At 68.1% G+C, this 22247-nt stretch carries 24 protein-coding genes, 1 tRNA gene and 1 riboswitch; of the genes, 10 read left to right on the plus strand and 15 right to left on the minus strand.

Annotated elements, in window-relative coordinates:
• Nucleotides 1–21: 21 nt before the first annotated feature.
• A complete protein-coding gene (locus IB278_RS17505; protein WP_192324531.1) occupies nucleotides 22–933 on the plus strand; it encodes a helix-turn-helix transcriptional regulator in 912 nt (303 codons plus the stop codon).
• A gap of 65 nt (nucleotides 934–998) precedes the next feature.
• Nucleotides 999–1397 carry an SRPBCC family protein gene (locus IB278_RS17510; RefSeq protein WP_192324533.1) on the plus strand — a complete coding sequence of 133 codons (399 nt, stop codon included), beginning with the start codon at nucleotides 999–1001 and terminating at the stop codon, nucleotides 1395–1397.
• Here IB278_RS17510 and pobA read toward each other — a convergent pair.
• A complete protein-coding gene (gene pobA / locus IB278_RS17515) occupies nucleotides 1394–2575 on the minus strand; it encodes a 4-hydroxybenzoate 3-monooxygenase (RefSeq protein ID WP_145743668.1) in 1182 nt (393 codons plus the stop codon). The genes IB278_RS17510 and pobA overlap by 4 nt on opposite strands.
• A 131-nt stretch (nucleotides 2576–2706) precedes the next feature.
• Between pobA and IB278_RS17520 the strand changes: the two genes are divergently transcribed.
• From IB278_RS17520 to IB278_RS17540, 5 genes are all read left to right on the plus strand, one after another.
• On the plus strand, nucleotides 2707–3477 hold the full coding sequence (locus IB278_RS17520; RefSeq protein WP_145743670.1) for an IclR family transcriptional regulator C-terminal domain-containing protein: 771 nt from the start codon (nucleotides 2707–2709) through the stop codon (nucleotides 3475–3477).
• Nucleotides 3478–3531: 54 nt separating this feature from the next.
• Nucleotides 3532–4191, plus strand: coding sequence for a response regulator (locus IB278_RS17525; protein ID WP_028256376.1), 660 nt, complete (start codon nucleotides 3532–3534; stop codon nucleotides 4189–4191).
• Nucleotides 4188–5516: an ATP-binding protein gene (locus tag IB278_RS17530; protein WP_145743672.1), complete on the plus strand. Its 1329-nt coding sequence runs from the start codon at nucleotides 4188–4190 to the stop codon at nucleotides 5514–5516. Before IB278_RS17525 ends, IB278_RS17530 begins: the two co-directional genes overlap by 4 nt.
• Before the next feature lie 93 nt (nucleotides 5517–5609).
• Complete coding sequence (locus IB278_RS17535) at nucleotides 5610–7085, plus strand: DegQ family serine endoprotease (protein WP_145743673.1); 1476 nt, start codon at nucleotides 5610–5612, stop codon at nucleotides 7083–7085.
• A gap of 20 nt (nucleotides 7086–7105) precedes the next feature.
• Entirely contained in the window at nucleotides 7106–7408 is a 303-nt protein-coding gene (locus IB278_RS17540; RefSeq protein ID WP_145743675.1) for a hypothetical protein, read from the plus strand.
• A gap of 15 nt (nucleotides 7409–7423) precedes the next feature.
• Here the strand turns inward: IB278_RS17540 and IB278_RS17545 are convergent, their stop codons facing one another.
• From IB278_RS17545 to IB278_RS17555, 3 genes are all read right to left on the minus strand, one after another.
• Nucleotides 7424–7633 carry a hypothetical protein gene (locus IB278_RS17545; protein ID WP_145743677.1) on the minus strand — a complete coding sequence of 70 codons (210 nt, stop codon included), beginning with the start codon at nucleotides 7631–7633 and terminating at the stop codon, nucleotides 7424–7426.
• Nucleotides 7634–7859: 226 nt separating this feature from the next.
• On the minus strand, nucleotides 7860–8093 hold the full coding sequence (locus IB278_RS17550) for a hypothetical protein (RefSeq protein ID WP_145743679.1): 234 nt from the start codon (nucleotides 8091–8093) through the stop codon (nucleotides 7860–7862).
• A 119-nt stretch (nucleotides 8094–8212) separates the two neighbouring features.
• A complete protein-coding gene (locus tag IB278_RS17555) occupies nucleotides 8213–8620 on the minus strand; it encodes a hypothetical protein (protein WP_145743681.1) in 408 nt (135 codons plus the stop codon).
• Nucleotides 8621–8917: 297 nt separating this feature from the next.
• Here IB278_RS17555 and IB278_RS17560 point away from each other — a divergent pair, with 297 nt between their 5' ends.
• Nucleotides 8918–9169, plus strand: coding sequence for a hypothetical protein (locus tag IB278_RS17560; RefSeq protein WP_261380293.1), 252 nt, complete (start codon nucleotides 8918–8920; stop codon nucleotides 9167–9169).
• Nucleotides 9170–9238: 69 nt separating this feature from the next.
• On the opposite strand, the gene IB278_RS17565 is transcribed toward IB278_RS17560, so the two are convergent.
• From IB278_RS17565 to IB278_RS17590, 6 genes are all read right to left on the minus strand, one after another.
• Nucleotides 9239–9314: transfer RNA gene (locus IB278_RS17565), tRNA-Asn, on the minus strand.
• 90 nt (nucleotides 9315–9404) lie between these two features.
• The gene (locus IB278_RS17570) at nucleotides 9405–11573 is read right to left on the minus strand and encodes a TonB-dependent siderophore receptor (protein ID WP_192324535.1); all 2169 of its coding nucleotides are present in this window, start codon (nucleotides 11571–11573) and stop codon (nucleotides 9405–9407) included.
• The gene (gene thiE, locus IB278_RS17575; protein ID WP_192324537.1) at nucleotides 11570–12502 is read right to left on the minus strand and encodes a thiamine phosphate synthase; all 933 of its coding nucleotides are present in this window, start codon (nucleotides 12500–12502) and stop codon (nucleotides 11570–11572) included. Before thiE ends, IB278_RS17570 begins: the two co-directional genes overlap by 4 nt.
• On the minus strand, nucleotides 12499–13323 hold the full coding sequence (locus IB278_RS17580) for a thiazole synthase (protein ID WP_145743688.1): 825 nt from the start codon (nucleotides 13321–13323) through the stop codon (nucleotides 12499–12501). Before IB278_RS17580 ends, thiE begins: the two co-directional genes overlap by 4 nt.
• Nucleotides 13324–13359: 36 nt before the next feature.
• Entirely contained in the window at nucleotides 13360–13563 is a 204-nt protein-coding gene (gene thiS / locus IB278_RS17585) for a sulfur carrier protein ThiS (RefSeq protein ID WP_192324539.1), read from the minus strand.
• Complete coding sequence (locus IB278_RS17590; protein ID WP_192324541.1) at nucleotides 13560–14651, minus strand: FAD-dependent oxidoreductase; 1092 nt, start codon at nucleotides 14649–14651, stop codon at nucleotides 13560–13562. Before IB278_RS17590 ends, thiS begins: the two co-directional genes overlap by 4 nt.
• Before the next feature lie 125 nt (nucleotides 14652–14776).
• Here IB278_RS17590 and thiD point away from each other — a divergent pair, with 125 nt between their 5' ends.
• Nucleotides 14777–15640: a bifunctional hydroxymethylpyrimidine kinase/phosphomethylpyrimidine kinase gene (gene thiD, locus IB278_RS17595; protein WP_145743693.1), complete on the plus strand. Its 864-nt coding sequence runs from the start codon at nucleotides 14777–14779 to the stop codon at nucleotides 15638–15640.
• On the opposite strand, the gene IB278_RS17600 is transcribed toward thiD, so the two are convergent.
• Nucleotides 15588–16928, minus strand: coding sequence for a purine-cytosine permease family protein (locus IB278_RS17600; RefSeq protein ID WP_192324543.1), 1341 nt, complete (start codon nucleotides 16926–16928; stop codon nucleotides 15588–15590). The two genes, thiD and IB278_RS17600, sit on opposite strands and share 53 nt — an antisense overlap.
• 76 nt (nucleotides 16929–17004) lie before the next feature.
• Nucleotides 17005–17112, minus strand: a riboswitch (TPP riboswitch).
• Between the two features lie 117 nt (nucleotides 17113–17229).
• On the opposite strand from IB278_RS17600, the gene IB278_RS17605 reads away from it, so the two are divergent.
• The gene (locus IB278_RS17605; protein WP_192324545.1) at nucleotides 17230–18540 is read left to right on the plus strand and encodes an aspartate aminotransferase family protein; all 1311 of its coding nucleotides are present in this window, start codon (nucleotides 17230–17232) and stop codon (nucleotides 18538–18540) included.
• Here the strand turns inward: IB278_RS17605 and IB278_RS17610 are convergent.
• The 4 genes from IB278_RS17610 to cysD are packed head-to-tail and all read right to left on the minus strand — an operon-like array spanning nucleotide 18527 to nucleotide 22221.
• The gene (locus IB278_RS17610) at nucleotides 18527–19561 is read right to left on the minus strand and encodes an NAD(P)/FAD-dependent oxidoreductase (protein ID WP_192324547.1); all 1035 of its coding nucleotides are present in this window, start codon (nucleotides 19559–19561) and stop codon (nucleotides 18527–18529) included. The genes IB278_RS17605 and IB278_RS17610 overlap by 14 nt on opposite strands.
• Complete coding sequence (fdxA, locus tag IB278_RS17615) at nucleotides 19558–19887, minus strand: ferredoxin FdxA (protein ID WP_145743700.1); 330 nt, start codon at nucleotides 19885–19887, stop codon at nucleotides 19558–19560. Before fdxA ends, IB278_RS17610 begins: the two co-directional genes overlap by 4 nt.
• A 43-nt stretch (nucleotides 19888–19930) precedes the next feature.
• Nucleotides 19931–21268: a sulfate adenylyltransferase subunit 1 gene (locus IB278_RS17620; RefSeq protein WP_145743702.1), complete on the minus strand. Its 1338-nt coding sequence runs from the start codon at nucleotides 21266–21268 to the stop codon at nucleotides 19931–19933.
• Nucleotides 21268–22221, minus strand: coding sequence for a sulfate adenylyltransferase subunit CysD (gene cysD / locus IB278_RS17625; RefSeq protein WP_192324549.1), 954 nt, complete (start codon nucleotides 22219–22221; stop codon nucleotides 21268–21270). The genes IB278_RS17620 and cysD overlap by 1 nt, the downstream gene beginning before the upstream one ends.
• Nucleotides 22222–22247 lie beyond the last annotated feature (26 nt).

The following is a 22247-nucleotide window of genomic DNA, read 5'->3' on the forward strand; positions in this document are numbered from 1 at the left end:
TGATCGAAGCTCTCGCGCACCATGCTCGTCACCACCGAACTGCAGACCGATGCGATCCGCGTGTCGAGCTACCGCTGCGACGCCCGGCCCGGCGCGCGGCCGTTCACCGAGATGCACACCGAGCATTCGGTTTCGTACGTACGCAAGGGCAGCTTCGGCTACCGCACGCGCGGCAACGCCTACGAGCTGGTGGCCGGGTCCGTGCTGGTGGGCTGTCCGGGCGACGAGTACGTCTGCACCCACGATCACCATGTCTGTGGCGATGAATGCCTGGCGTTCCATCTGTCGCCGGGCTTCGTCGACCTGATCGGCGGCGACCAGCGGGCCTGGCACACGGCAGGACTTCCGCCGCTGCCCGAACTGATGGTGCTTGGCGAGCTTGCGCAGGCCGCGGCGGAGGGGCGCAGCGATGCGGGACTCGACGAGCTGGGCATGTGGTTCGCGAGCCGTTTCGTCGAGGTGGTGGAAGGGCGCGGCAAACCCGCGCCGCCATCCGCCGCCGCACGCGACAGGCGCCGTGCGGTCGATGCAGCGATGTGGATCGACGCGAATTCGCAGGACGACATCGGCCTCGAAACCGCGGCGTCCGAAGCTGGATTGAGTCCGTTCCATTTCCTGCGCCTGTTTTCGCAGGTGCTCGGCGTCACGCCGCACCAGTACCTGGTCCGCTCGCGCCTGCGCCACGCGGCGCGGCTGCTGGTGGACGACGACCGGCCCGTGACCGACGTGGCCTTCGAGGTCGGCTTTGCCGACCTGAGCAACTTCGTTCGCACCTTCCACCGCGCGGCCGGCGTGTCGCCGCGCGGCTTTCGCCAGGCTGCCAAGGGCGACCGCAAGATTTTCCAAGACCGCCTGGCCGCACTCTCCGATGATGACCGCCTGATCCACCCATCGAGCAGAAAGCCATCGCCATGCACGACCACATCGGACTGAAAGCCAGAGACCTTGCCGCGAGCCGGCGCTTCCGTGAGGCGGTCTGCCCCTGAAGGCGAACGACCATGGGAACGATCTACAAGGAATTCATCGTCGAAGCCGATGCGTCGCACGTCTGGGATGCGCTGCGCGACTTCGGCGCCGTGCACACGCGCCTTGCGCCCGGCTTTCTCACCGGCTGCGAGCTGGACGGCAAGGGCGCGCGCATCGTCAGCTTTGCCAACGGCCTGGTGGCGCGCGAACTGCTCGTGGGCATCGACGAGCCCAACCGCCGGCTGGCCTACACCGTGACCGGCGGCAAGGCCAGCCACCACCACGCCTCGGCCCAGGTGTTCGCGCTGGGTGAAGGCCGCTCGCGCTTCGTCTGGATCACCGACGTGCTGCCCGACGAACTGGCCGCCTACATCGAACCGATGATGGCGCAGGGCGGCGTGGCGATGAAAAAGACGCTTGAAGCGGCCTAGAAGTCTTCCAGCGGCAGGCCCACGTAGTTCTCCGCCAGCGCGGTGGAGGCCGCGTGCGAATGCACGAGGTAGTCGAGTTCGGCTTCCTGGATCTTCTGGCCGAAGGCGCCGGTTTCGGGAAAGCGGTGCATCAGCGAGGTGAACCACCATGAGAAGCGTTCCGCCTTCCAGACGCGGCGCAGGCAGAGGTCGGAATACCGGTCGAGCGCGGAGGCCGATTTCTCGCCGTAGAAGATCTCGAGCGCCCGTGAGAGGTAGCCCACGTCGGCCGTTGCCAGGTTGAGGCCCTTGGCGCCGGTCGGCGGCACGATGTGCGCGGCGTCGCCGGCCAGGAACAGTGTGCCGAAGCGCATCGGTTCGGCCACGAAGCTGCGCAGCGGCGCAATGCTTTTCTCGAGCGAGGGGCCGGTCACCAGCCGCTCGCGGGCTTCGGGGTCGAGCCGTGCGCGCAGCTCGTTCCAGAAGGCCTCGTCGCTCCAGCTCTGGACCTTCTCGTCGGCCGGCACCTGCACGTAGTAGCGGCTGCGATGCGCGCTGCGCATGCTGCACAGCGCAAAGCCGCGCTCGGTGTTGGCGTAGATCAGTTCATGCGACACCGGCGGCACCTCGGCCAGCACGCCGAGCCAGCCGAAGGGATAGATCTTCTCGTAGGTCTGAATGGCGTCGGCCGGCACGCTGGCGCGGCTCACGCCATGGTAGCCGTCGCAGCCGGCGATGAAATCGCATTCGATCTCGTGCGTCTGCCCGTCCTTCTCGTAGCGCACGCGCGGGCGCTGCGAATCGAAGTCGTGCAGGCTGACATTGGCGGCGCTGTAGATGGTGGCAAGGCCCTCGGCCGAACGCGCTTCCATCAGGTCGCGCGTCACTTCGGTCTGGCCGTAGACCGTGACCTGCTTGCCGTCTGTCAGGCCGTGCATGTCGATGCGGTGCCGGGCGCCCTTGAACAGCAGTTCGATGCCTTCGTGCGGCAGCCCTTCGGCCTTGGCGCGCGCATCGACGCCCGCGCGCGCCAGCAGGTCCATGGTGACCTGTTCGAGCACGCCGGCGCGGATGCGCCCGAGCACGTAGTCGCCGCTCTGGCGCTCGACGATGATGTTGTCGATGCCGGCCTTGAAAAGCAGCTGCCCGAGAAGCAGGCCTGCCGGGCCCGCGCCGATGATCGCGACCTGTGTGCGCATGTTCGTGTCTCCAATGGTTTTCCGAGAGCGTAGGACGTGTGCGGCCGGATGTCGCGGCGTGCGGCAAGGCTCTGTGCGATCATGCGAATGGCTGCGCGATCATCGCGCAACACTTCGCAGATTTGACCGAAATGACCATCGCCAAGGCCGACTTCATCGAGGGCATCGCCAAGGGAATGGCCGTGCTCGAAAGCTTCGACACCGAGCGCCAGCGCCTCAACGCCACGCTGGCCGCCGAGCGCGCCGGCCTCACGCGTGCCGCTGCGCGCCGGCACCTGCTCACGCTGGCCCACCTGGGCTACCTGGAGACCGACGGCAGCTATTTCTGGATGGCGCCCAAGGTGCTGCGCTTCTCGGGCAGCTACCTGGCGTCGTCGCGCCTGCCGCGCGCATTGCAGCCCACGCTGAACCGGCTGGCGGCGCAGACCGGCGAATCGTTCTCGGCCGTGGTGCTCGATGGCGAAGAGGCGGTCATCATCGCGCGCAGCGGCGCCTACGGCACGCCGACCCGCGTGCTGGCCTATGGCCTGCACTTGGGCGCCCGCTTGCCGGCCCATGCCACCTCGACAGGCCGGGTGCTGCTCGCGGCCATGGCGCCGGCCCAGTTCACGCAGTGGCTCAAGGGGCGCCACCTTGCGCGGCTCACGCCGCACACCACCACCCAGGCGCGCGGCCTGCGCCAGCTGATCGCCCGCGTGCGCAAGGACGATTACTGCTTTGCCAGCGAAGAGCACGAGCTCGGCGTGCAGGCGCTGGCGGTGCCGCTGCGCGACATGCAGGGCCGCACGGTGGCCGCGCTCAACGTGGTGCTGTCCGGCACGCGCTACCAGGAGGAGACGCTCCAGCGCGAGATGCTGCCGCTGCTCTTCGAGGCGGCGCGCGAAGTCCGGTCGCTGCTGTGAGATGAACTTCCGCACGGCCGCCGCCTCGAATCCCGAAATGGACAAGACAACACCATGCGACTCCTGCTTCTCGAAGACGACGTGATGATCGGCGAGGCCGTGCTAGACCTGCTGCGTGCCGAGCAGTACGCGGTGGACTGGGTGAAGGACGGCGAGGCGGCCGAGTCCGCACTGCGCACCCAGCAGTACGACCTCGTGCTGCTCGACCTGGGCGTGCCGCGCCGCGACGGGCTCGAGGTGCTGCGCAGCCTGCGCGCCCGCAAGCAGCGCATGCCGGTGCTGATTGCCACCGCGCGCGACTCGGTGCAGCAGCGCATCGAAGGGCTCGACGCGGGGGCCGACGACTACGTGCTGAAGCCCTACGACCTCGACGAGCTGCTGGCCCGCATCCGCGCCCTGCTGCGCCGCGCCGCGGGGCGCGCCGAGCCGGTCTACGAACACATGGGCGTGAGCATCAACCCCGCCACGCGCGAGGTCGCGGTGGATGGCCAGCCGGTGGTGCTTTCGGCGCGCGAATGGGCCGTGCTCGAACCGCTGATCGCGCGGCCCGGCATGGTGCTGTCGCGCGCCCAGCTCGAGGAAAAGCTCTACAGCTGGAAGGATGAAATCAGCAGCAATGCGGTCGAGGTCTACGTGCACGGCCTGCGCAAGAAACTCGGCGCAGAGCTGATCCGCAACGTGCGAGGCGTCGGCTACATGGTGCCGAAGGCATGATCCGCACGCTGACCGGATCGCTGCGTGCGCGCCTGCTGTGGTTTTTGCTCGCGGCCATCGTGCTGGCCGCCGGCGCGCAGGCGCTGGTGGCCTATCGCACGGTGCTGAAGGAGGCCGACGAGATCTTCGACTACCACATGCAGCAGATGGCGCTGTCGCTGCGCGCGGGCTTGCCGCCGAGCGCGGCCGTGGGCGGCCTGGGCAGCGGCGAGCAGAACTTCGACTTCGTGGTGCAGGTGTGGACCGCCGACGGCGTGCGCATCTTCGAATCGGCCGAGCAGGCCGCGCTGCCGCAGCTGGCGGTGCTGGGCTTTGCCGACGTGCGCGCGCGCGGCACCACCTACCGCGTGTTCTCGATGCAGACGAGCGGGCTGGTGATCCAGGTCGCGCAGGACATGGCGGCGCGCCGCAACATGGCCGGCGCACTGGCCCTGCGCACCATCGCGCCGGTGGCGCTGATGGCGCCGCTGCTCATGCTGGTGGTGTGGTGGGTGGTGAGCCGGTCGCTCGCGCCGGTGGCGCGCGTGCGGGGGCAGGTCGCGTCGCGGCAGGCCGACGATCTTTCTCCCGTGAGCGAGGAGAACCTGCCCGACGAGGTGCGTCCTCTGGTGCAGGAGCTCAACCTCCTGTTCGACCGGGTGCGGCAGGCCTTCGACGCGCAGAAGCACTTCGTGGCCGATGCCGCGCACGAGCTGCGCTCGCCGCTGGCCGCGCTCAAGCTGCAGGTGCAGGGCCTGCAGCGCGCCTCCGATGCCGCGTCGCGCGAACTCGCGGTGAGCCGGCTGGTGGCAGGCATCGACCGCGCGACGCGCCTGGTCGAGCAGATGCTCGCCCTGGCCCGGCACGAGGCCAGCATGGCTGCGGGGGCCAAGCCGGAACCGGTCGACCTTAGCGAAGTGGCGCGCCTGGCCATCTCGGATGCAGTCGCGGCCGCGCAGGCCCGGCGCATCGACATCGGCATCTCGCATGCCGACCCGGCCGTGGTGAACGGCCAGCCCGAGGCGCTGCGCATGCTGCTGCGCAACCTGATCGACAACGCCGTCAAGTACACGCCCGAAGAGGGACGGGTCGACGTCGGCATAGCAAGCCTGGGCACGGCGGTGGAGCTGAGCGTGGACGACAGCGGCCCCGGCTTGCCCGAGGACGAGCGCGAGCGCGTGCTCGACCGCTTCTACCGCTCGGGCGAGCCGCAGGCGCCGGGCAGCGGCCTCGGGCTGGCGATCGTGAAGTCGATCGCCGAGATGCACGGCGCCACGGTCGCGCTTGCGGCTTCGCCGGCGCTGGGCGGCTTGCGGGTACTGGTGCGCTTTGCCGCCAAGGCCTGAACCGCCGTCCGCGGTTTAAGCCGCGCTTAAGCCGGCGGGCCGACATTCCTTCCATCGTGTTTGCGTGCAGACGCATTGAAAGGAAAGCTAGAAATGAACACCCGCCTGACTTCTCCCCATGCCCTGGTTCTTGCCCTGGCGACCGCCGGGGTGATCGGTGCCGTCGGTGCCGGCGCCTACACCAGTGCCCGCGCCGTGAATGCGCCGACCACCAATGCCACGAGCGTGGCGCCCGCGGCCATGGTGACGCTGCCCGACTTCTCCACCATCACCTCGCGTGACGGCCCTGCGGTGGTCAACATCAGCGTGACCGGCACCGCCAAGGCGTCCGAGGACCAGGCCGCAGCCGAGATGCAGGGCATCGATCCGGACGATCCGATGTTCCAGTTCTTCCGCCGCTTCCAGGGCCAGATGGGCCCGCGCGCCCAGCAGCGCGAGGTGCCGGTGCGGGCGCAGGGTTCGGGCTTCATCGTGAGCCCCGACGGCATCATCATGACCAACGCCCACGTCGTGAAGGATGCCAAGGAGGTCACCGTCAAGCTGACCGACCGGCGCGAATACCGCGCGAAGGTGCTCGGCGCCGACGCCAAGACCGACATCGCGGTGCTCAAGATCGACGCCAAGAACCTGCCCACGCTCGCGCTCGGCAACACCAAGGACCTGAAGGTCGGCGAATGGGTGCTGGCCATCGGCTCGCCCTTCGGCTTCGAGAGCACGGTGACGGCCGGCGTGGTGAGCGCCAAGGGCCGCTCGCTGCCCGACGACAGCTACGTGCCGTTCATCCAGACCGACGTGGCGGTGAACCCCGGCAACTCCGGCGGCCCGCTGCTCAACACGCGTGGCGAAGTGGTTGGCATCAACTCGCAGATCTACAGCCGCAGCGGCGGCTACCAGGGCGTGTCCTTTGCCATTCCGATCGATGTGGCGGTGCAGGTGAAAGACCAGATCGTCGCGACCGGCAAGGCCACGCATGCGCGGCTCGGCGTGGCGGTGCAGGAAGTGAACCAGGCCTTTGCCGATTCCTTCAAGCTCGATAAGCCAGAGGGTGCACTGGTCTCCAACATCGAGAAGGGCGGCCCCGGCGACAAGGCCGGCCTGAAGGCGGGCGACGTGATCCGCAAGGTCGACGGCCAGCCCATCGTCTCGTCGGGCGACCTGCCTGCGGTCATCGGGCAGCAGACGCCGGGCAAGAAGGTCACGCTCGAAGTCTGGCGCCAGGGCGAGCGGCAGGAGCTTTCGGCCAAGCTCGGCGATGCGAGCGACAAGCCGGTGCAGGTTGCCAAGAACGACAGTGCGGCGGGGCAGGGCAAGCTCGGCCTTGCGCTACGGCCGCTGCAGCCTCAGGAAAAGCGCGAAGCCGCCATCGAGAACGGGCTGCTCGTCGAGGATGTGGCGGGGCCGTCCGCCATGGCCGGGGTGCAGGCGGGCGACGTGCTGCTGGCCATCAACGGCACGCCCGCCAGGAGCCTGGAGCAGGTGCGCGAGGTGGTGGCCAAGGCCGACAAGTCGGTGGCGCTGCTGATCCAGCGCGGCGAGGACAAGATCTTCGTGCCGGTGCGGATCGGCTGAAGCCCGCGCCAGTACAAAAGATGGCTTCATCCGAGGGCGGCCTTTCGGCGCACATCCTGCCCACGTCGGCCACCATGATCGGCGTGTGCATGACCGTGATGTCGATCGGCCACCTGGGCCCGCGCGACGACCTGCGGCTGCTGATCGACCGCCTGCTGGCCATCGACGCGCTGGTCTTCCTGGCCAGTGCACTGCTGTCTTTCATCTCGATGCGCTCGCGCGGCTCGGGCGTGCGGCTGGAAGCCTGGGGCGAGATGGTCTTCATCGCGGGCCTCGCGCTGCTGGCCCTGGGTGCGGTGACGCTGGCGTTTGCGCTGCGCTGAGGCCGGCGCCCCGGCTCAGGATTCCTTGTTGCCCGGATCCTTGTCGGGGGCCTGCGCGTCGAGTTCGTCCTTGACGGACCGGTTTCCTCGAAGGACCAGGAAGAGCACGGCGCCCAGGCCAATGGCAACAATCACGGCAATGAATCCGCCGCCGGAGGCCCACCACCAGAACAGACCGCCTGCAACAAGCAGCAGCGCGGTGATGAGTAGAGATTTCAAGTGCATGGCGCAAGGCGATAGTACGTTGGCGCTAATGTACGCGTCGTTACCGTTCGGCGCCCAATTTGTATTCTGGGATATACCCTCTTTTTTGCTTTGCCGCAGGGACGTAGCACTCCATCGATGGGGCTTGTGCGGCCCGTTCCACCGTGTCGGTGAGCAGACGAACTCGAAGGAAGGGATGAGCCACTCGTCCCAGGCTGGAAGAACCTGAAGCGGGTGAAGGAGGCGGTTACCCGTACGCCAGTGCGAGTTCCGTGATTCCTTCCGAGGTGATCTTCACGACCACCGCGGATTCGTAGTTCCTGAACGAACTGCGAAGATCGAGCGGCGGGGAGATGTCCGCTTCGACGCAGCCCAGGGCCTTGAGCGTCGCGATGGCCTGGATCAACTCCGGATCCCGGACGTGAACCGGGAACCTGGCATGTTCGAGTTCGAGCAGGTACTCAATGGGTGTCGCTGGCACGATGAGAACATCATGACCCAACCGTGGCGGTTCGTGTTCAGCCTGCGTCGATGAGATTCGTGCGGATCACCCTACAGGCGTCGGACCGGCTGCACGGCCACAACAGGCCGGATGCTCACTCAGACTGGCCGCACGTCGAAGAACGCTTCATCGGTGTCCCCAAGGTCGCGAAAGCCGGCAGTTCGGGCCGCGTCGTAGGCCTTCATCCATCGCCTGGCGAGCGCCATCTCTTCTCTGGTGAGGTCGGTTTCGCTGGACTCGCTGGCATTGTGGAACGCGCGCAGTGCGCGCATGACGTCGCCGCCGAGATGCCGGTCGAGTTCGCGCCGGAAGCGCTGCTCCGAGACCTTGACGGCGTCCGCTGCCGGGTGCGGGTAGTCGGCAAGCCGCACGGTATAGGCAACCCGGGGTTCGGGCTCGATGTCTTCGAACCTGAAGGGCGGGTCTTCCGAAACATCGGCCTGCGGGAGCGCGGCCCCTTGGGTTGGAGCCGGAGCCTGGGGATAAAAGAGTTCGGCTTGGTTCATGTTCATTTCTCCTGCGTCTTCTTGCTGGAAAGCGCCTGACCTTCGAACGGGTATCTCGACCCTCCGCATCAAGACTGTATGAATATACAGTAATATTGCGCCCGAACCCCCTTTTGCAGTTGCCCCCGAATCTTGGTTTTGCGGGGCCCTTGGCGACATCGCCGAGGATTCCGCCCAGCCTTGTGCTGGGCGTTTTTTTGTCTGATGCGACCGGACAGTCGAGGTTGTCCGACATGCCGAAGCGCGGATCCGGACGAGCATCGCGCCATGCAGCCACTCCGCCGGATTGCAGTCACCGTGATCGAAGAGGAAGAGGGCGCCTACCGCTGGCGCCTGATCGAGTTCGAGGGCGAAGGCTGGCATGTTCTCGGCCAGCAGTCGAGGTCCATGAAGACCTACAAGGCCGCGATGGCCGCCGGCTTGCTCGAACTGCAGAAGTTGGTCGAGGATCTCGATGTAGGGCCGCGAGAAGATGAGCCCGAGCCGGCGAAGGCCAAGAAGAGCGGATCCGTCTTCGGCTTCGGATTCGGGCTGCCGAAGATGGGGTGAGGCGCCCCAAAAGGAAATGCCCCGCTACCTTGTGAGTAGCGGGGCATCCAGAGGCCTTGCGGCTTGTAGTGGCTCCTCGACCTGGGCTCGAACCAGGGACCTACGGATTAACAGTCCGGCGCTCTACCGACTGAGCTATCGAGGAACAAGCCTCAGATTATAGCGTGGTTTTTTGCGTCGTTTGAGTACACCAATGCGGACGTAATAAATTTCTGAAAATTTTTTGGGCCCGCGCTCAGAGCGACACGCTCAACCCCAGGCGCAGCGTGCGCGGCGCACCTGGAAAGAGATAGACGTGGCCGAACTGGTAGGGCGATTCCTTCCAGTAGCGGCGGTCGAACAGGTTGTCGATGGCGATGCTCCAGCTCGTGTTTACGCCGCGCATCCGCGTGTCGTAGCGCAGCACCGCATCGACGCGTGTCCATGAGGGCAGCGCGATCGAACCATCGGGCAGCACGTTGCGGCGGCCTTCATGCGAGAGCTGTCCGAGCAGCTCGAGGCCCGGCACCGAAGCCACGCGGTAGCCGGCCTGCGCGCGCAGCACCTGCTTGGGCACGTTGGTGGGCGACTGGCCGTTGGTGACGGGCTCGGCCGTGCTTCCGCGGCGCTTGGCATCGATCAATGTCAGGCTGCCCGCAAGGCGCCAGGGCCCCGTGTTCCACTGCGCGCCCGCTTCGAGTCCGCGGTGCACGGCGCTGCCGTCGTAGCGTCCGTCGCAGGGCGTGGTGCCGAGCCGGTTGCAGGCATCGAGGTTCGTCATCGGGCGCTTGATGTCGAACCATGCGAGCTGCCAGGCGAAGGCGTCGCTGCCGCCCTTGAGCCCGAGCTCCCATTGGCGCGAGGTCAGCGCGGGCAGCGCCTCGCCGGCATTGGTGTATTGCGAGCTCTTGTTCGGCACCACCTGCGACTCGACGCCCTTGCCCCAGCTCGCATAGGCCAGGAGACCCGGCTGGATGGCGAAGCTGGCGGCGATCCATGGGGTGGTGATGCCGTCCTTGTAGCCGGTGGGGCGCGTGCCATCGGTGCGGATGCTGTCGCGGTCCAGCCGCGTGTGGCGCACGCCGAGCCAGGTGGTGAAACGGCTGTTCCAGCGGATCGCGTCCTGCACCGAGAGCTCGGTGGAACGCTCGTCGCGGTTGGTGTTGGCGTCGGTCAGCGTGGGGTCGGGCGGCACGATGGCGGTGGCCCAGACGTTGCCGGTGCCGACGTAGTTGTAGGCCTGGTCCTGGAAGCGGTTGCGCACGCGGCTCGCGAGCAGGCCGAAGCCGAGCTCGTGCCGCACGCTGCCGGTCATCACGTTGCCCTTGAGATTCAGGCTGCCGGCAGTCTGCGTGCGCCGCTCGTTCTCGCTGCGGAAGTCGTAGAAGTCGAAGGTGCCGTCGGAGCAGTAGCGGTCGTAATTGCCCTCGGCACCGCAGCCGAAGGCATAGGCCAGCCGGTCATCGGTCTTGAGCCTTTGCTGGCCGATCTGCGCGCTCCAGCGCCAGTTGGCATTGAGCGCCTGGCTGAAGCGCACGCTGCCTGTGAGCGCGTTGAACTCCGAAGGCTGCGACCACGGCTGGTTGTTGAGGTTGATCTTGGGGTCCACTGGCGCGGGCAGCGTGCTGCCCAGCAGGCTGAAGCCGTTCTGGCTTGGCTGCGTCTTGTGGCTGCGCTCGATTTCGAACTCGAGCACCGAATCGCGCGTGATGCGCCAGTCGCCCGCCAGCGAGAACAGATTGCGGTTGCCGTCGAGGTTGTGCACGAGCGGCCTGAGGTTTTCGTTCGCCACGTTGAGGCGATAGCCGAACTCGCGGTTCGCACCGAAGCGCCCGCCCAGGTCGAGCGCGCCGTGCACGCTGCCGCGGCTGGTGGTTTCGATGCGCAGCGTGCGCAGGTCCTGCTCGGTGGGCCGCTTGACCACGTAGTTGATCAGGCCGCCCGGCGCGCTGGTGCCGGCCTGGATGCCGCTGGTGCCGCGCAGGATCTCGATGCGCTCCTTGTTGTCGAGCGGGATCGATGTCTCTGCGCTGATCGGCAGGCCCTCGCGCCGGTAGTTGAAGCGGTTGTCCAGCACGAAGCCGCGCACCGTGAGGTAGTCCCAGTAGCCGGCCGAGTTGTAGGCATCGGTCACCGACGAATCGAACTGTGTGAGGTCGGCGAGGCGGCGCGCGCCGCTCGCGCGAAGCTGCGTGCTGTCGACCACCGTGGCCGAGAGCGGAAGTTCGCGCAGCGGCACGTCGCCGAAGCCGCTCACGTCGGCTTGCGGGGCTGCGCTGCTTTCGTTCACCGTGATGGCGGGCAGATCGGTTGGCTGCTGGGCCTGCGCGCCGCCGGCCGCCAGAAGAAGGGCGATGCCCACTGCATGAGAGATCGGCAACAGCGGCCAGGATCGGAATTGCTTTTGTGTCATTGGTTCATTCATGCGGAGGCGGCGCCCATGGCCGCCATCCATTGCGCGGCCGTGGCCTCGGGATCTTCTGCGGCGACCAGCGCGCGTACCACGGCGACCGAGCCGACGCCGGTGGCCAGCACCTCTGGCAGCCGCACCGCATCGATGCCGCCGATGCCCACCTGCGGATAGCCGCGCAGCAGGCGCGCATAGGCCGCAAGACGCGCCACGCCCTGCGGCGCGGTCGCCATCTTCTTGAGGGTGGTCGGATACACCGCGCCCATCGCGATGTAGCTCGGGCTCACCGCATCGGCGCGCACCATCTCGGCATAGCCGTGGGTGCTGACGCCGAGCCGCAGGCCCGCATCGCGGATCTGCCGCACCTGTTCGGGCGAGAGCGCGTCGAGGTCTTCCTGGCCCAGGTGCACGCCATAGGCACCCGCGGCGATGGCCGTCTGCCAGTGGTCGTTGATGAAGAGCAGCGCGCCCGTGCCGCGCACGGCATCGACGGCCGCATGCACTTCGTGTTCAGTGGCTGCCGCGTCGTCGGACTTGAAGCGCAGCTGCACCGTGGGAACGCCGGCGCGCGCCATGCGGCCGACCCATTGCGCATCGGGCAGCACGGCGTAGAGGCCGAGCCGCTCGGGGCAGGGCGCGAAGGCGTCGGCGCGTTCGGTGGGCGGAAACGCGCGCATGCCGAAATCGGCGGGCGTCTCGGGCCACTGGTTGGCATCGAAGGTGCCGTTGCGCACGGTCTGCGCCTGCCAGGCCCGCGCCAGGCATTCGGCATCGATCTCGATGAAGCCGAGCGCGGTGCAGGCCTGCTTCGCGCCGCGATACACCGGATCGTCCGAGGAAAAGCGGCCGGCCGAAATGGCCGCGGCCGTGGCGGAGCCGAAGCGCAGCCCGTGGGCTGCGACGATGGGGTGGGAGATGGCGCGGGAATCGGTTGAAGCGTTCATGCTGCGTGATGCCAGAAGGGCGTGCCGAGCACCGGCGTGCTGGGCTGCGCCGAGTCCTGCGCGGCCATGGCACCGGCGCGGTGGGCCGCGCGGCCGGCCTGCACGGCGTCGGCAAATGCGCCGGCCATCGACACCGGGTCCTGCGCCAGCGCCACGGCGGTGTTGAGCAGCACGCCGTCGTAGCCCCATTCCATGACCTGGCAGGCATGCGATGGCAGGCCCAGGCCCGCATCGACCAGCATCGGCACGTCGAGCCGCTCGCGCAGCAGCTGCAGCGCGTAGGGATTGACAGGCCCGCGGCCGGTGCCGATGGGTGCCGCCCAGGGCATCACGGCCTGGCAGCCGACGTCGACCAGCCGCTGGCACAGCACGAGGTCCTCGGTGCAATAGGGCAGCACCTGGAAGCCGTCGCGGATCAGCTGCGATGCGGCGTCGACGAGGTTCAGCGTGTCGGGCTGCAGCGTGTAGTCGTCGCCGATGAGTTCGAGCTTGATCCACGGCGTGTCGAACAGCTCGCGTGCCATCTGTGCGGTGGCAATCACTTCCTGCACGCTGTGGCAGCCGGCGGTGTTGGGCAGCACGGGCACCGCGAGCCGGCGCAGCAGCTCCCAGAAGCCGTTGCCGCTGTCGCTCGCGCCGGGGCTGGCGGACTGGCGGCGCAACGAGGCCGTCAGCATGGCGGGCTTGGCGCGCTTCACCGCGGCTTCGAGCAGGTCCGGCGAGGGATAGCGCGCGGTGCCCAGCAGCAGGCGGCTCTGGAAGGTCTGGCCGTAGAGGACCAGCGGGTCGTTGTCCGGATTGGAAGATGCGGTCGTTGTCATGGTGTGTGTTGTCTCCATCTCTGTGGGTTGCCTGGCTCAGCCGCCGGTCACGGGGCGGATCACTTCGATGCGGTCTTCGGGCTGCAGTGCGCGCGCCGCATGGGCCGAGCGCGGCACGAACTCGCGGTTCACGGCCACCGCGAACGGCGGCACGGCATCGAGTGCGGCCAGCGCGTCGATCACGGTGGCGCAGTCCGGCAGCGTGTAGGGCTTGTCGTTGATCAGGACGTTCATCGTCATGCTTGGGAGGTCTCCAGGCCGAGCTTCTGCGCCAGTGCCGAGCGGCCGTGCACGAGCAGCTCCATGGCCGAATCGAGCACCGCGGGCGCGATCATGAAACCGTGGCGGTACAGGCCGTTGATCTGCAGCACGCGCGGCTGCGGCTGCCGGATGGCGGGCAGGTTGTCGGGCAGCGTGGGCCGGCATTGGGTCGCGATCTCGAGGATGCGGGCTTCGGCGAAGCCGCTGTGCACCGCGTAGGCCGCGCTGAGCAGTTCGAGCGTGGAGCGCACGCTGGCGGGCGACATGTCGTCCGACTCGATCTCGGTCGCGCCGATCACGAACACGCTGCCTGGCTTGGGTGCGATGTAGAGCGGATAGCGCGGATGCACCAGCCGCGTGGGCCGCTGCAGCGCCACCTCGGGCGCGTGCACGCGGATGACCTCGCCGCGCACGCCGCGCAGCGCGCTCCACTGCGGCTTGGCACCGAGGCCGCGGCAGTCGATCACCCAGTCGGGCTGGCCCGGCGCGCCCGGAGAAAAATCGCCGGGTTCGCGTGGCGACTGCCAATGCAGCTTCACGCCCGGGCAGGCTTGCAGCGTGGCAAGCAGCGAAGCGAGCAGCGCACGGTTGTCGAGCTGGCCTTCGCCCGGAAGGAACAAGCCCTGTGCGAAGCGCTGGCCGAGCGACGGCTCGAGCGCGGCAATCCCGCTGCCGTCGAGCGTGCGCATCGGGGCGAGCTCGGACACCTGCGTGCCGGTGCGCGCCAGCACGCGCGCGAGCCGCGCGGCCTCGGCGGCGTCCTGGCGGTGCCACAGCACCAGCGTGCCTTCGCGCTGGAAGAACACAGGCTGCGCCAGCGGCGCCAGCAGTTCGGGCCAGCGGCCCAGCGCGTACTGCCCCATGCGCACGACCGGCACCGGCGCGACGGCCGATTCGGCCAGCGGCGCGAGCATGGCGGCCGCCACGCGCGCGGCGGCGCCTTCGGCCTCGGGGCTGCCCAGCTCGAACAGCTCGACCTTGCAGCCGGCTTGCGCCAGCGTGACCGCGAGCAGCCGGCCCATGAGGCCCGCGCCGAGGATGGCGGCGGATTGGAATGGGAGGCTCATGGCCTTGCTCCTTCCCCCGCTGGGGGAAGATTGGGATGGGGGCGAGCAGAGCGCGCGGTAGACACGCCGCTTGCCCCCACCCCAGGGAGGGAGAAAGGCAGGGCCGGTCGCCGATAATTTTCCGCATGACCCAAGCACTTTCCGACGCGCCCCAAGCGCCCCTGCGCTACGCACGCGTGCTCTCGATCGCCGGCTCCGACAGCGGCGGCGGTGCCGGCATCCAGGCCGACCTGAAGACCTTCGCGGCGCTTGGCTGCTACGGCATGACAGCCATTACGGCGCTCACCGCGCAGAACACGCTCGGCGTGTCGGGCATCCATGGCGTGCCGCCTGCTTTCCTCAAGGCGCAGATCCAGGCCGTGGTCGAGGACATCGGCGTCGATGCGGTCAAGCTCGGCATGCTGCATGCACCCGAGGTGGTCGAGGTGGTGGCCTGGGCCATCGATCACTACCGGCTGCCCAACGTGGTGCTGGACCCGGTGATGGTCGCCACCAGCGGCGACCGGCTGATAGCTTCGGAAACCGTGCAGGTGCTGGTGCGCGAGCTGTTCCCGCGCGCCGTGGTGGTCACGCCCAATCTCGACGAAGCGGCCTTGCTGATCGGCCATGCGATCGACGGCATCGATGCGCTCGACGTTGCGGCCAACGAACTGCTGGCACTCGGCGCGCAGGCCGTGCTGCTCAAGGGCGGGCACCTGCCGGGCGACGAGGTGGTCGACGTGCTGCTGCAATCCGACGGCACGCGCAAGCGGCTGGCCTCGCAGCGCATCGCGAGCCGCAACCTGCATGGCACGGGCTGCACGCTGTCGTCCGCCATTGCCGCGCACCTGGCGCTGGGGCTGGCGTTGCCCGAGGCCGTCGAGCGCGCACGCGCCTACATCCTCGGCGCGATGGCCGCCGGCGCGCATGTGAAGACCGGCGCGGGACACGGTCCGCTCAACCACGGCTTTGCGCCAGTGCCGACGCACCGCCTGCCGTCGTCGGCGTAGCCTTGGGCCGGCTGGCCCAGGCCAGCAGGAAGGTCGCGGCCAGCGTCGGCAGTGCCGAGCCGAACTGCGGCGCCCACCCGGCGAGCGCATGGTAGGCCGCGATGCCCGCAATCCAGATCAGCGCCGCGCCCAGGTCGACCCGACGCATGCCCACCGACGAAACCGCCTGGCCCGTGCCCAGCCGCCCCAGGATCACGCCGTAGAGCGGCACGAACACCGAACTCAGCATCAGCAGGAACGGCTCGAGCGTATGCATCGGCAGCACCAGCGCGAGCGCGGTGCACAGCGCCGCGAGCAGGAGGCCCCAGCGCCGCACGCTCCAGCGCGGCAGCAGGCTGTGGGTGGACACCGAGCCCGAATACACATCGCCGTAGGCGTTGTCGAGTTCGTCGATCAGGATCAGGCCCAGCGCCACCAGCCCGCCTTGGGCGAGCAGCAGGGCGGTGACCAGGCCTGTGCCCGGTTCCGCCACGCTCACCACCATCACGCCGAGCGCATAGCACCAGACGTTGGCCAGCGCATAGCCGATCCAGGTGCCGCTGAAGGCGCTGCCCAGGCCGCCCGCGCTGCGCTTGCCGTGGCGCGCGTAGTCGGCCACCAGCGGCAGCCATGAGACCGGCATGGCAATCACCAGGTCGAGCGCGCCGAACATGCCCATGCCGCCATCGCCCGGCCGGGCCCAGAAGGCGTCGAGGCCCTTGGCTTGCAGGCGGGTTGCGAACTGCCAGCTCAGCCAGAGCAGCGACAGCACCACCAGCGGCAGGCCGAAGCGGCTCACGAAGCGCCGCACCAGCTTGACCATGGAGCCGGCCAGAAGCGCCAGCAGCACCGCGCCCCAGAGCAGCGTGGTGAGGGCGCCGCCCAGCGGTCCGCCGAGCGCCAGGCCGAAGGCCTGCTGGCCGATCGCCTGCGTACCCTCGCGCATGATCACGAGCTCGAAGGTGGTCCAGCCCACCAGCTGCACGATGTTGAGCAGCACCGGCAGCCGCGCGAAGGCGCTGCCGTAGGTGGCGTGCATCAGCCCGGCGCTCGCCAGGCCGCTCTCGCAGCCGAGCCGTGCGGTCCAGGCCAGCAGGCCCGCGCCGAGCAGCGAGCCCAGCACGATCGCGATGGCCGCGTCCCGCGTGCCCACCGCCGGCACCAGGTAGGCGCCGATCTGCATCACCAGCAGCCCGACGCCCAGGCTGAACCAGAGCGATGCGTGGTCGTGCCAGCCGAACGCGCGCTGCGACGCGGGCAGGGGCGCCAGCGCCTCGTTGGCGGAAGAAGGTTCGTCGTCGTGTGCCATCCAGTTGCTCCAGTGCAAAAGGTTTGGCAGGTGGGCGAGGCTCCGGCGGTGGGGCCATCGCGCGAGACAACGCGACAGGCCGCCGGACCAGCTTCCCTGCGCGAGGATTACCTCAGTCAGGTTCAAAGGGACTCTCTCAGTCAGCCCCGGAACGGATTCCGGTTCGACACCCCTAGCGGTGGTGCTCCGCGCCGTGGCGCAGAGCGGAAACTATTGTACGAGCCTGTGCGCCCTGCCTCCAAACCATCGATCATGGTCCGGATATGGCAACCTGCATGCCACCACTTCGAGGATGTGTTCCATGAGCGATTCCGCAATCGACCAGTCTCTTGCCCAGGCCTTCCAGCGCTTCACCGAGGCCAACCCGGCCAGCCGGCGCCAGTTCGAGGCGCAGGCGCGCTACATGCCCGGCGCCAACAGCCGCTCGGTGCTTTTCTATGCGCCGTTTCCGCTCACCATTGCCAAGGGCGAGGGCGCCGCGCTCTGGGATGCCGACGGCCACCGCTATGCCGACTTCATCGCCGAGTACACGGCCGGCGTCTATGGCCACTCGGCACCCGAGATCCGCGATGCGGTGCTCGAGGCGATGCAGGGCGGCATCAACCTCACGGGCCACAACCTGCTCGAAGGCCGGCTCGCGAAGACCATCTGCGAGCGCTTTCCGCAGATCGAGCAGTTGCGCTTCACCAACTCGGGCACCGAGGCCAACCTGATGGCGCTCACGGCCGCGCTGCACTTCACGGGAAGGCGAAAGATCGTGGTGTTCTCGGGCGGCTACCACGGCGGCGTGCTCGGCTTCGGCGCCAAGCCGCTGCCGACCACGGTGCCCTTCGACTTCCTGGTGCTGCCCTACAACGATGCGCAGGCTGCGAGCGAGCAGATCGCCAGGCACGGGCCGGAGATTGCCGCGATCCTGGTCGAGCCGATGCAGGGCGCGAGCGGCTGCATTCCGGGGCGCCTCGACTTCCTGCAAGCACTTCGCGATGGCGCGGCGAAGGTAGGTGCGCTGCTGATCTTCGACGAGGTCATGACCTCGCGCCTGGGGCCGCAGGGCCTGGCCAACAGGCTCGGCATCCGTTCCGATCTCACCACGCTCGGCAAGTACATCGGCGGCGGCATGTCGTTCGGCGCCTTCGGCGGGCGTTCGGACGTGATGGCGCAGTTCGATCCGCGCACGGGATCGCTCTCCCATTCGGGCACCTTCAACAACAACGTGATGACCATGGCGGCCGGGTACGCGGGCCTCACGAAGCTGTTCACCCCTGAAGCGGCCGGCGCGCTGGCCGAGCGCGGCGAGGCGATGCGCGCGCGGCTCAATGCGCTGTGCACGAAGGAGGGCGTGGCCATGCAGTTCACCGGCACCGGCTCTCTGATGAACGCGCATTTCGTGCGCAGGGAGGTGCAGTGCGTGGACGACCTGGCGGCGGTCGACGGGCGGCTGCGGCAGCTGCTGTTCTTTCACCTGCTGGGCGAAGGCATCTACGCCTCGCCGCGCGGCTTCATCGTGCTGTCTTTGCCGCTGACCGACGCGGACATCGACCGATTCGCCGCCGCCATCGGCAGCTTCATCGGCGAATACCGCGCGCTGCTGCTGCTGCCTAGCGCGAACTAGCCACGCCCAGCAGCTCGTGCAGCCGCGTGCTGGTAGTCGTGTACTGCAGCGGTACGGCCTTGCCCGGGAACACGATGGCAGTGGCGCCCCAGGCGGCCAGCGTGGCCTCGTGGAAGCCGCAGACGATGAGCTTCTTCTTGCCCGGGTAGGTGTTGATGTCGCCCACCGCGAACACGCCGCGTTCGCGGGTTTCGTACTTCTCGGTGTCGACCGGCACCTGCTTGCGCTCGAGTTCCAGGCCCCAGTCGGCGATCGGGCCGAGGCGCGGCGAGATGCCCAGGCAGGCGATCAGCGCGTCGAGCGGCAGATCGGCAGTGGTTGCATCGGGCGTGGTGATCTGCAGTTGCCTGCCGTCGAAGGCGGTGGGCTGGCCAACCTTGAAGGCCAGGTTGCCCTCGGCCACCAGCGCGCGCATCGAGGCGACCAGGCCTTCATCGGCCTGGAAGCCGTCGCGGCGGTGGACCAGCGTGACCTGCTTCGCAATGGCCGTGAGCGCGGCGGCGGTTTCCAGCGCCATGTCGTCGCCGCCATTCACCACCACCGCCTGCCCGGCAAAGCGGTCCAGCGAATCGGGGTGATAGAAAAGCGAGCGGCCTTCGAACTGCGCGATGCCTTCGAGCGCGATGCGCTTGGGCACGAAGGCACCTACACCCGCCGCGATGAACACCGTCTTCGCGAGGAAAGCCGTGCCGGCCGAGGTGGTCAGCAGCAGGCGCTCGTCGGCCTGCCTTTCGAGCGTGGCCACCTGCTCGCCGAAATGGAATTGGGGCTTGAACGGCGCAATCTGCTCGAGCAGCGATTGCGCGAGGCCGCGGCCGCTGGTGACCGGCGTGCCCGGAATGTCGTAGATCGGCTTGTCGCCGTAGAGCGCCACGCACTGGCCGCCCGCGGCGGGCAGCGCATCGACGATGTGGCAGGAGATCTCGAGCAGGCCGAGCTGGAAGGCCTGGAACAGCCCGACCGGACCGGCGCCGATGATCAGCGCATCGGTTTCGACGGGGGCTCGGCCTTCGGGGTTCAACGGACCAGTTCGCCGATCTTGTCGGTCTTGTCTTTCCACTCTTCGGCGTCGGGCAGCGCGGGCTTGCGCTTGGTGATGCTCTTCCAGCCATCGGCCACCGCGAGTTCGGCGTTGAGCTTGATGAACGCGATCTGGTTGGCCGGGAGGTCCTCCTCGGCATAGATCGCATTGACCGGGCACTCGGGGATGCAGACCGCGCAGTCGATGCATTCGTCCGGGTCGATCACCAGCATGTTGGGGCCTTCGCGGAAGCAATCCACGGGGCATACGTCCACGCAGTCGGTGTATTTGCAGCGGATGCAGGCTTCGGAGACGACGTGGGTCATTTGTCTTCTAACGTCAGTGTGAGGTCGGGGAAAACCCCAGATTTTAGGCCTTTGCGGCGGCGGGCTGCACGAGCACGGCGGCAGCGGTCTTGTGGGAGGCCGTATCGACCAGCACCAGCGAGCCCAGGGCGCGCGATTGCGTGAAGGGCAGCACCGCCAGCGGCTGCTGCAGCGAAAGCACCACGTCGCCGATGGAATTGGCTTCCAGCTGCGTTGCGGGCTCGGATTCGAGCGTGGTGATGTTCACGCGGTCGACGATGCGCGCCACCTTGGCCTTGACCCAGCGGTGGCCCTGCAGCGCCCAGTACACGCGGCCCGCGACCAGCGGCTCGTCGTCGAGCCAGGCCACGGTGGCGGTGATTTCGCGCACCGGCTCGAAGGCGCCGGGCGCCAGCAGCCAGTCGCCGCGCGACACATCGACTTCGCGGTCGAGCACGATGCCGGCGCTGTGGCCTGCATGCACCACCTTGGGCTGGCGCGTGTGGCTCAGCACCTGCGCGACCGTGGCGGTCTGGTTGCTGGGCAGCACGGTCACGCGCTGGCCGGGTTCGACATGGCCGGCAGCCACGCGGCCCCAGAACACGCGGCGGCCCTGCGAGGTGTCGGCCGAGGACGAGAATTTCTCGACCCACTGCACCGGGAAGGCGAAAGGCACGGCCTCGTCCTGCACGGTGACCGGCAGCTCTTCGAGCAGCTCGAGCAGGCTCGGGCCCTCGTAGCCGACCCAGTCGGCGTGGCGCGTGGCCACGTTCCAGCCCTTGAGGGCCGAGATCGGCACGATGGCCGCGACCTGCACGCCGGCCGCTTCGGCAAAGGCATTCAGCGCGGTCGAGATGCGTTCGAAGGCGAGGCCGGCGTCGTCGATGGCGTCGAGCTTGTTGACCGCGAACACGATCGACTGCACGCGCAGCAGGTGGGCGAGCAGCGTGTGGCGGCGCGTCTGCGGCAGCAGTTCGCGCTTGACCACGGTGCCGTCTTCCACCTCGGCGGCCCAGGCCAGCTTGGTGGCATCGACCAGCACCACGGCGGCATCGGCGGCCGAGGCGGCCGTGACCATGTTGCGGGTGTACTGCTCATGGCCCGGCGCGTCGCCGATGATGAACTTGCGCCTGGCGGTCGAGAAGTAGCGGTAGGCCACGTCGATCGTGATGCCCTGTTCGCGCTCGGCCGAGAGGCCGTCGGTCAGGAGCGCCAGGTCGGTTTCGCCGCCGCGCTGCACGCCGGCGAGCTGGTCCTGCAGCACGGTCTTGCTGTCGACCAGCAGGCGGCCGATCAGCGTGCTCTTGCCGTCGTCGACCGAGCCGCAGGTGATGAAGCGCAGGGCGGTGCCGGTGTCCCCGTGAATGTCGGTGCCGGCAGGGGTTGCAGTCGTCGCGCTCATCAGAAGTAACCGTCTTTCTTGCGTTTTTCCATCGAAGCTTCCGAAGTCATGTCGTCCATCCGGGTGGCGCCGCGTTCGCTGACGTCGACCGACAGCGTTTCGAGCACCACATCGCCCGCATCGGCCGCGAGGCTCTCGACCGGGCATGTGGTCGTGATGTCGCCCACGGTGCGAAAGCGCACGTCGCGTACCTGCACGGTTTCGCCGTCGCGCGCCGGGGTGAGGTCGGTCACCGGCACCAGCAGGCCGCGGCGCTCGACCACCTCGCGCTTGTGCGTGTAGTAGATCGACGGCAGGCCCACATGCTCGCGTTCGATGTATTGCCAGACGTCGAGCTCGGTCCAGTTCGAGATCGGGAACACGCGGAAGTGCTCGCCCGGTGCGAGGCGGGTGTTGAACAGCGTCCACAGCTCGGGGCGCTGGTCCTTGGGCTGCCATTGGCCAAAGCTGTCGCGGTGCGAAAAAATGCGCTCCTTGGCGCGCGCCTTTTCCTCGTCGCGGCGCGCGCCGCCGATCAGCGCGTCGAAGCGGAATTCCTCGATGGCTTCGAGCAGCGTGACCGACTGGTGCGCATTGCGCGATTCGCCGGGGTGCGCCAGCCGCACGGTGCCGCGCGCCATCGAGTCCTCGACGCTGCGCACGATCAAATCGGCGCCCAGTTCCTCAGCGCGCTGGTCGCGGTAGGCCGTCACTTCGGGGAAGTTGTGGCCGGTGTCGATCATCAGGAGCGGGTAGGGAATTCGGCCGGCGCCGAAGGCCTTTTCGGCGCACTTCAGCAGCACCAGCGAATCCTTGCCGCCCGAGAACAGCAGCGTAGGGCGCTCGAAGGCGGCCGCCACTTCGCGCAGGATGAAGACGGTTTCCTCTTCCAGCGCATCGAGGTGTGTGTTGGACAGGCGCGCGGGAGAGTGCATGGGCGGCAGCAGCAGTTCGGTTTCGGTGCGGGCGTTCATCGGGTGGTGTGCTGAATGCGGAGGAT

This window comes from Variovorax sp. VRV01 (genome assembly GCF_014852545.1).
GTDB classification, from domain to species: Bacteria; Pseudomonadota; Gammaproteobacteria; order Burkholderiales; family Burkholderiaceae_C; genus Variovorax; species Variovorax beijingensis_A.

What these genes read in the sequence shown, in the direction of transcription:
- IB278_RS17530 (WP_145743672.1), top strand. Translation starts at nt 4,188, where the DNA reads ATGATCCGCACGCTGACCGGATCGCTGCGTGCGCGCCTGCTGTGGTTT.
- IB278_RS17535 (WP_145743673.1), top strand. Translation starts at nt 5,610, where the DNA reads ATGAACACCCGCCTGACTTCTCCCCATGCCCTGGTTCTTGCCCTGGCG.
- thiS (WP_192324539.1), bottom strand. Translation starts at nt 13,563, where the DNA reads ATGACGATGAACGTCCTGATCAACGACAAGCCCTACACGCTGCCGGAC.
- IB278_RS17555 (WP_145743681.1), bottom strand. Translation starts at nt 8,620, where the DNA reads ATGAACCAAGCCGAACTCTTTTATCCCCAGGCTCCGGCTCCAACCCAA.
- fdxA (WP_145743700.1), bottom strand. Translation starts at nt 19,887, where the DNA reads ATGACCCACGTCGTCTCCGAAGCCTGCATCCGCTGCAAATACACCGAC.
- thiD (WP_145743693.1), top strand. Translation starts at nt 14,777, where the DNA reads ATGACCCAAGCACTTTCCGACGCGCCCCAAGCGCCCCTGCGCTACGCA.
- IB278_RS17620 (WP_145743702.1), bottom strand. Translation starts at nt 21,268, where the DNA reads ATGAGCGCGACGACTGCAACCCCTGCCGGCACCGACATTCACGGGGAC.
- IB278_RS17505 (WP_192324531.1), top strand. Translation starts at nt 22, where the DNA reads ATGCTCGTCACCACCGAACTGCAGACCGATGCGATCCGCGTGTCGAGC.
- IB278_RS17600 (WP_192324543.1), bottom strand. Translation starts at nt 16,928, where the DNA reads ATGGCACACGACGACGAACCTTCTTCCGCCAACGAGGCGCTGGCGCCC.
- IB278_RS17545 (WP_145743677.1), bottom strand. Translation starts at nt 7,633, where the DNA reads ATGCACTTGAAATCTCTACTCATCACCGCGCTGCTGCTTGTTGCAGGC.
- IB278_RS17590 (WP_192324541.1), bottom strand. Translation starts at nt 14,651, where the DNA reads ATGAGCCTCCCATTCCAATCCGCCGCCATCCTCGGCGCGGGCCTCATG.
- cysD (WP_192324549.1), bottom strand. Translation starts at nt 22,221, where the DNA reads ATGAACGCCCGCACCGAAACCGAACTGCTGCTGCCGCCCATGCACTCT.
- thiE (WP_192324537.1), bottom strand. Translation starts at nt 12,502, where the DNA reads ATGAACGCTTCAACCGATTCCCGCGCCATCTCCCACCCCATCGTCGCA.
- IB278_RS17580 (WP_145743688.1), bottom strand. Translation starts at nt 13,323, where the DNA reads ATGACAACGACCGCATCTTCCAATCCGGACAACGACCCGCTGGTCCTC.
- IB278_RS17510 (WP_192324533.1), top strand. Translation starts at nt 999, where the DNA reads ATGGGAACGATCTACAAGGAATTCATCGTCGAAGCCGATGCGTCGCAC.
- IB278_RS17570 (WP_192324535.1), bottom strand. Translation starts at nt 11,573, where the DNA reads ATGAATGAACCAATGACACAAAAGCAATTCCGATCCTGGCCGCTGTTG.
- IB278_RS17525 (WP_028256376.1), top strand. Translation starts at nt 3,532, where the DNA reads ATGCGACTCCTGCTTCTCGAAGACGACGTGATGATCGGCGAGGCCGTG.
- IB278_RS17520 (WP_145743670.1), top strand. Translation starts at nt 2,707, where the DNA reads ATGACCATCGCCAAGGCCGACTTCATCGAGGGCATCGCCAAGGGAATG.
- pobA (WP_145743668.1), bottom strand. Translation starts at nt 2,575, where the DNA reads ATGCGCACACAGGTCGCGATCATCGGCGCGGGCCCGGCAGGCCTGCTT.
- IB278_RS17605 (WP_192324545.1), top strand. Translation starts at nt 17,230, where the DNA reads ATGAGCGATTCCGCAATCGACCAGTCTCTTGCCCAGGCCTTCCAGCGC.
- IB278_RS17540 (WP_145743675.1), top strand. Translation starts at nt 7,106, where the DNA reads ATGGCTTCATCCGAGGGCGGCCTTTCGGCGCACATCCTGCCCACGTCG.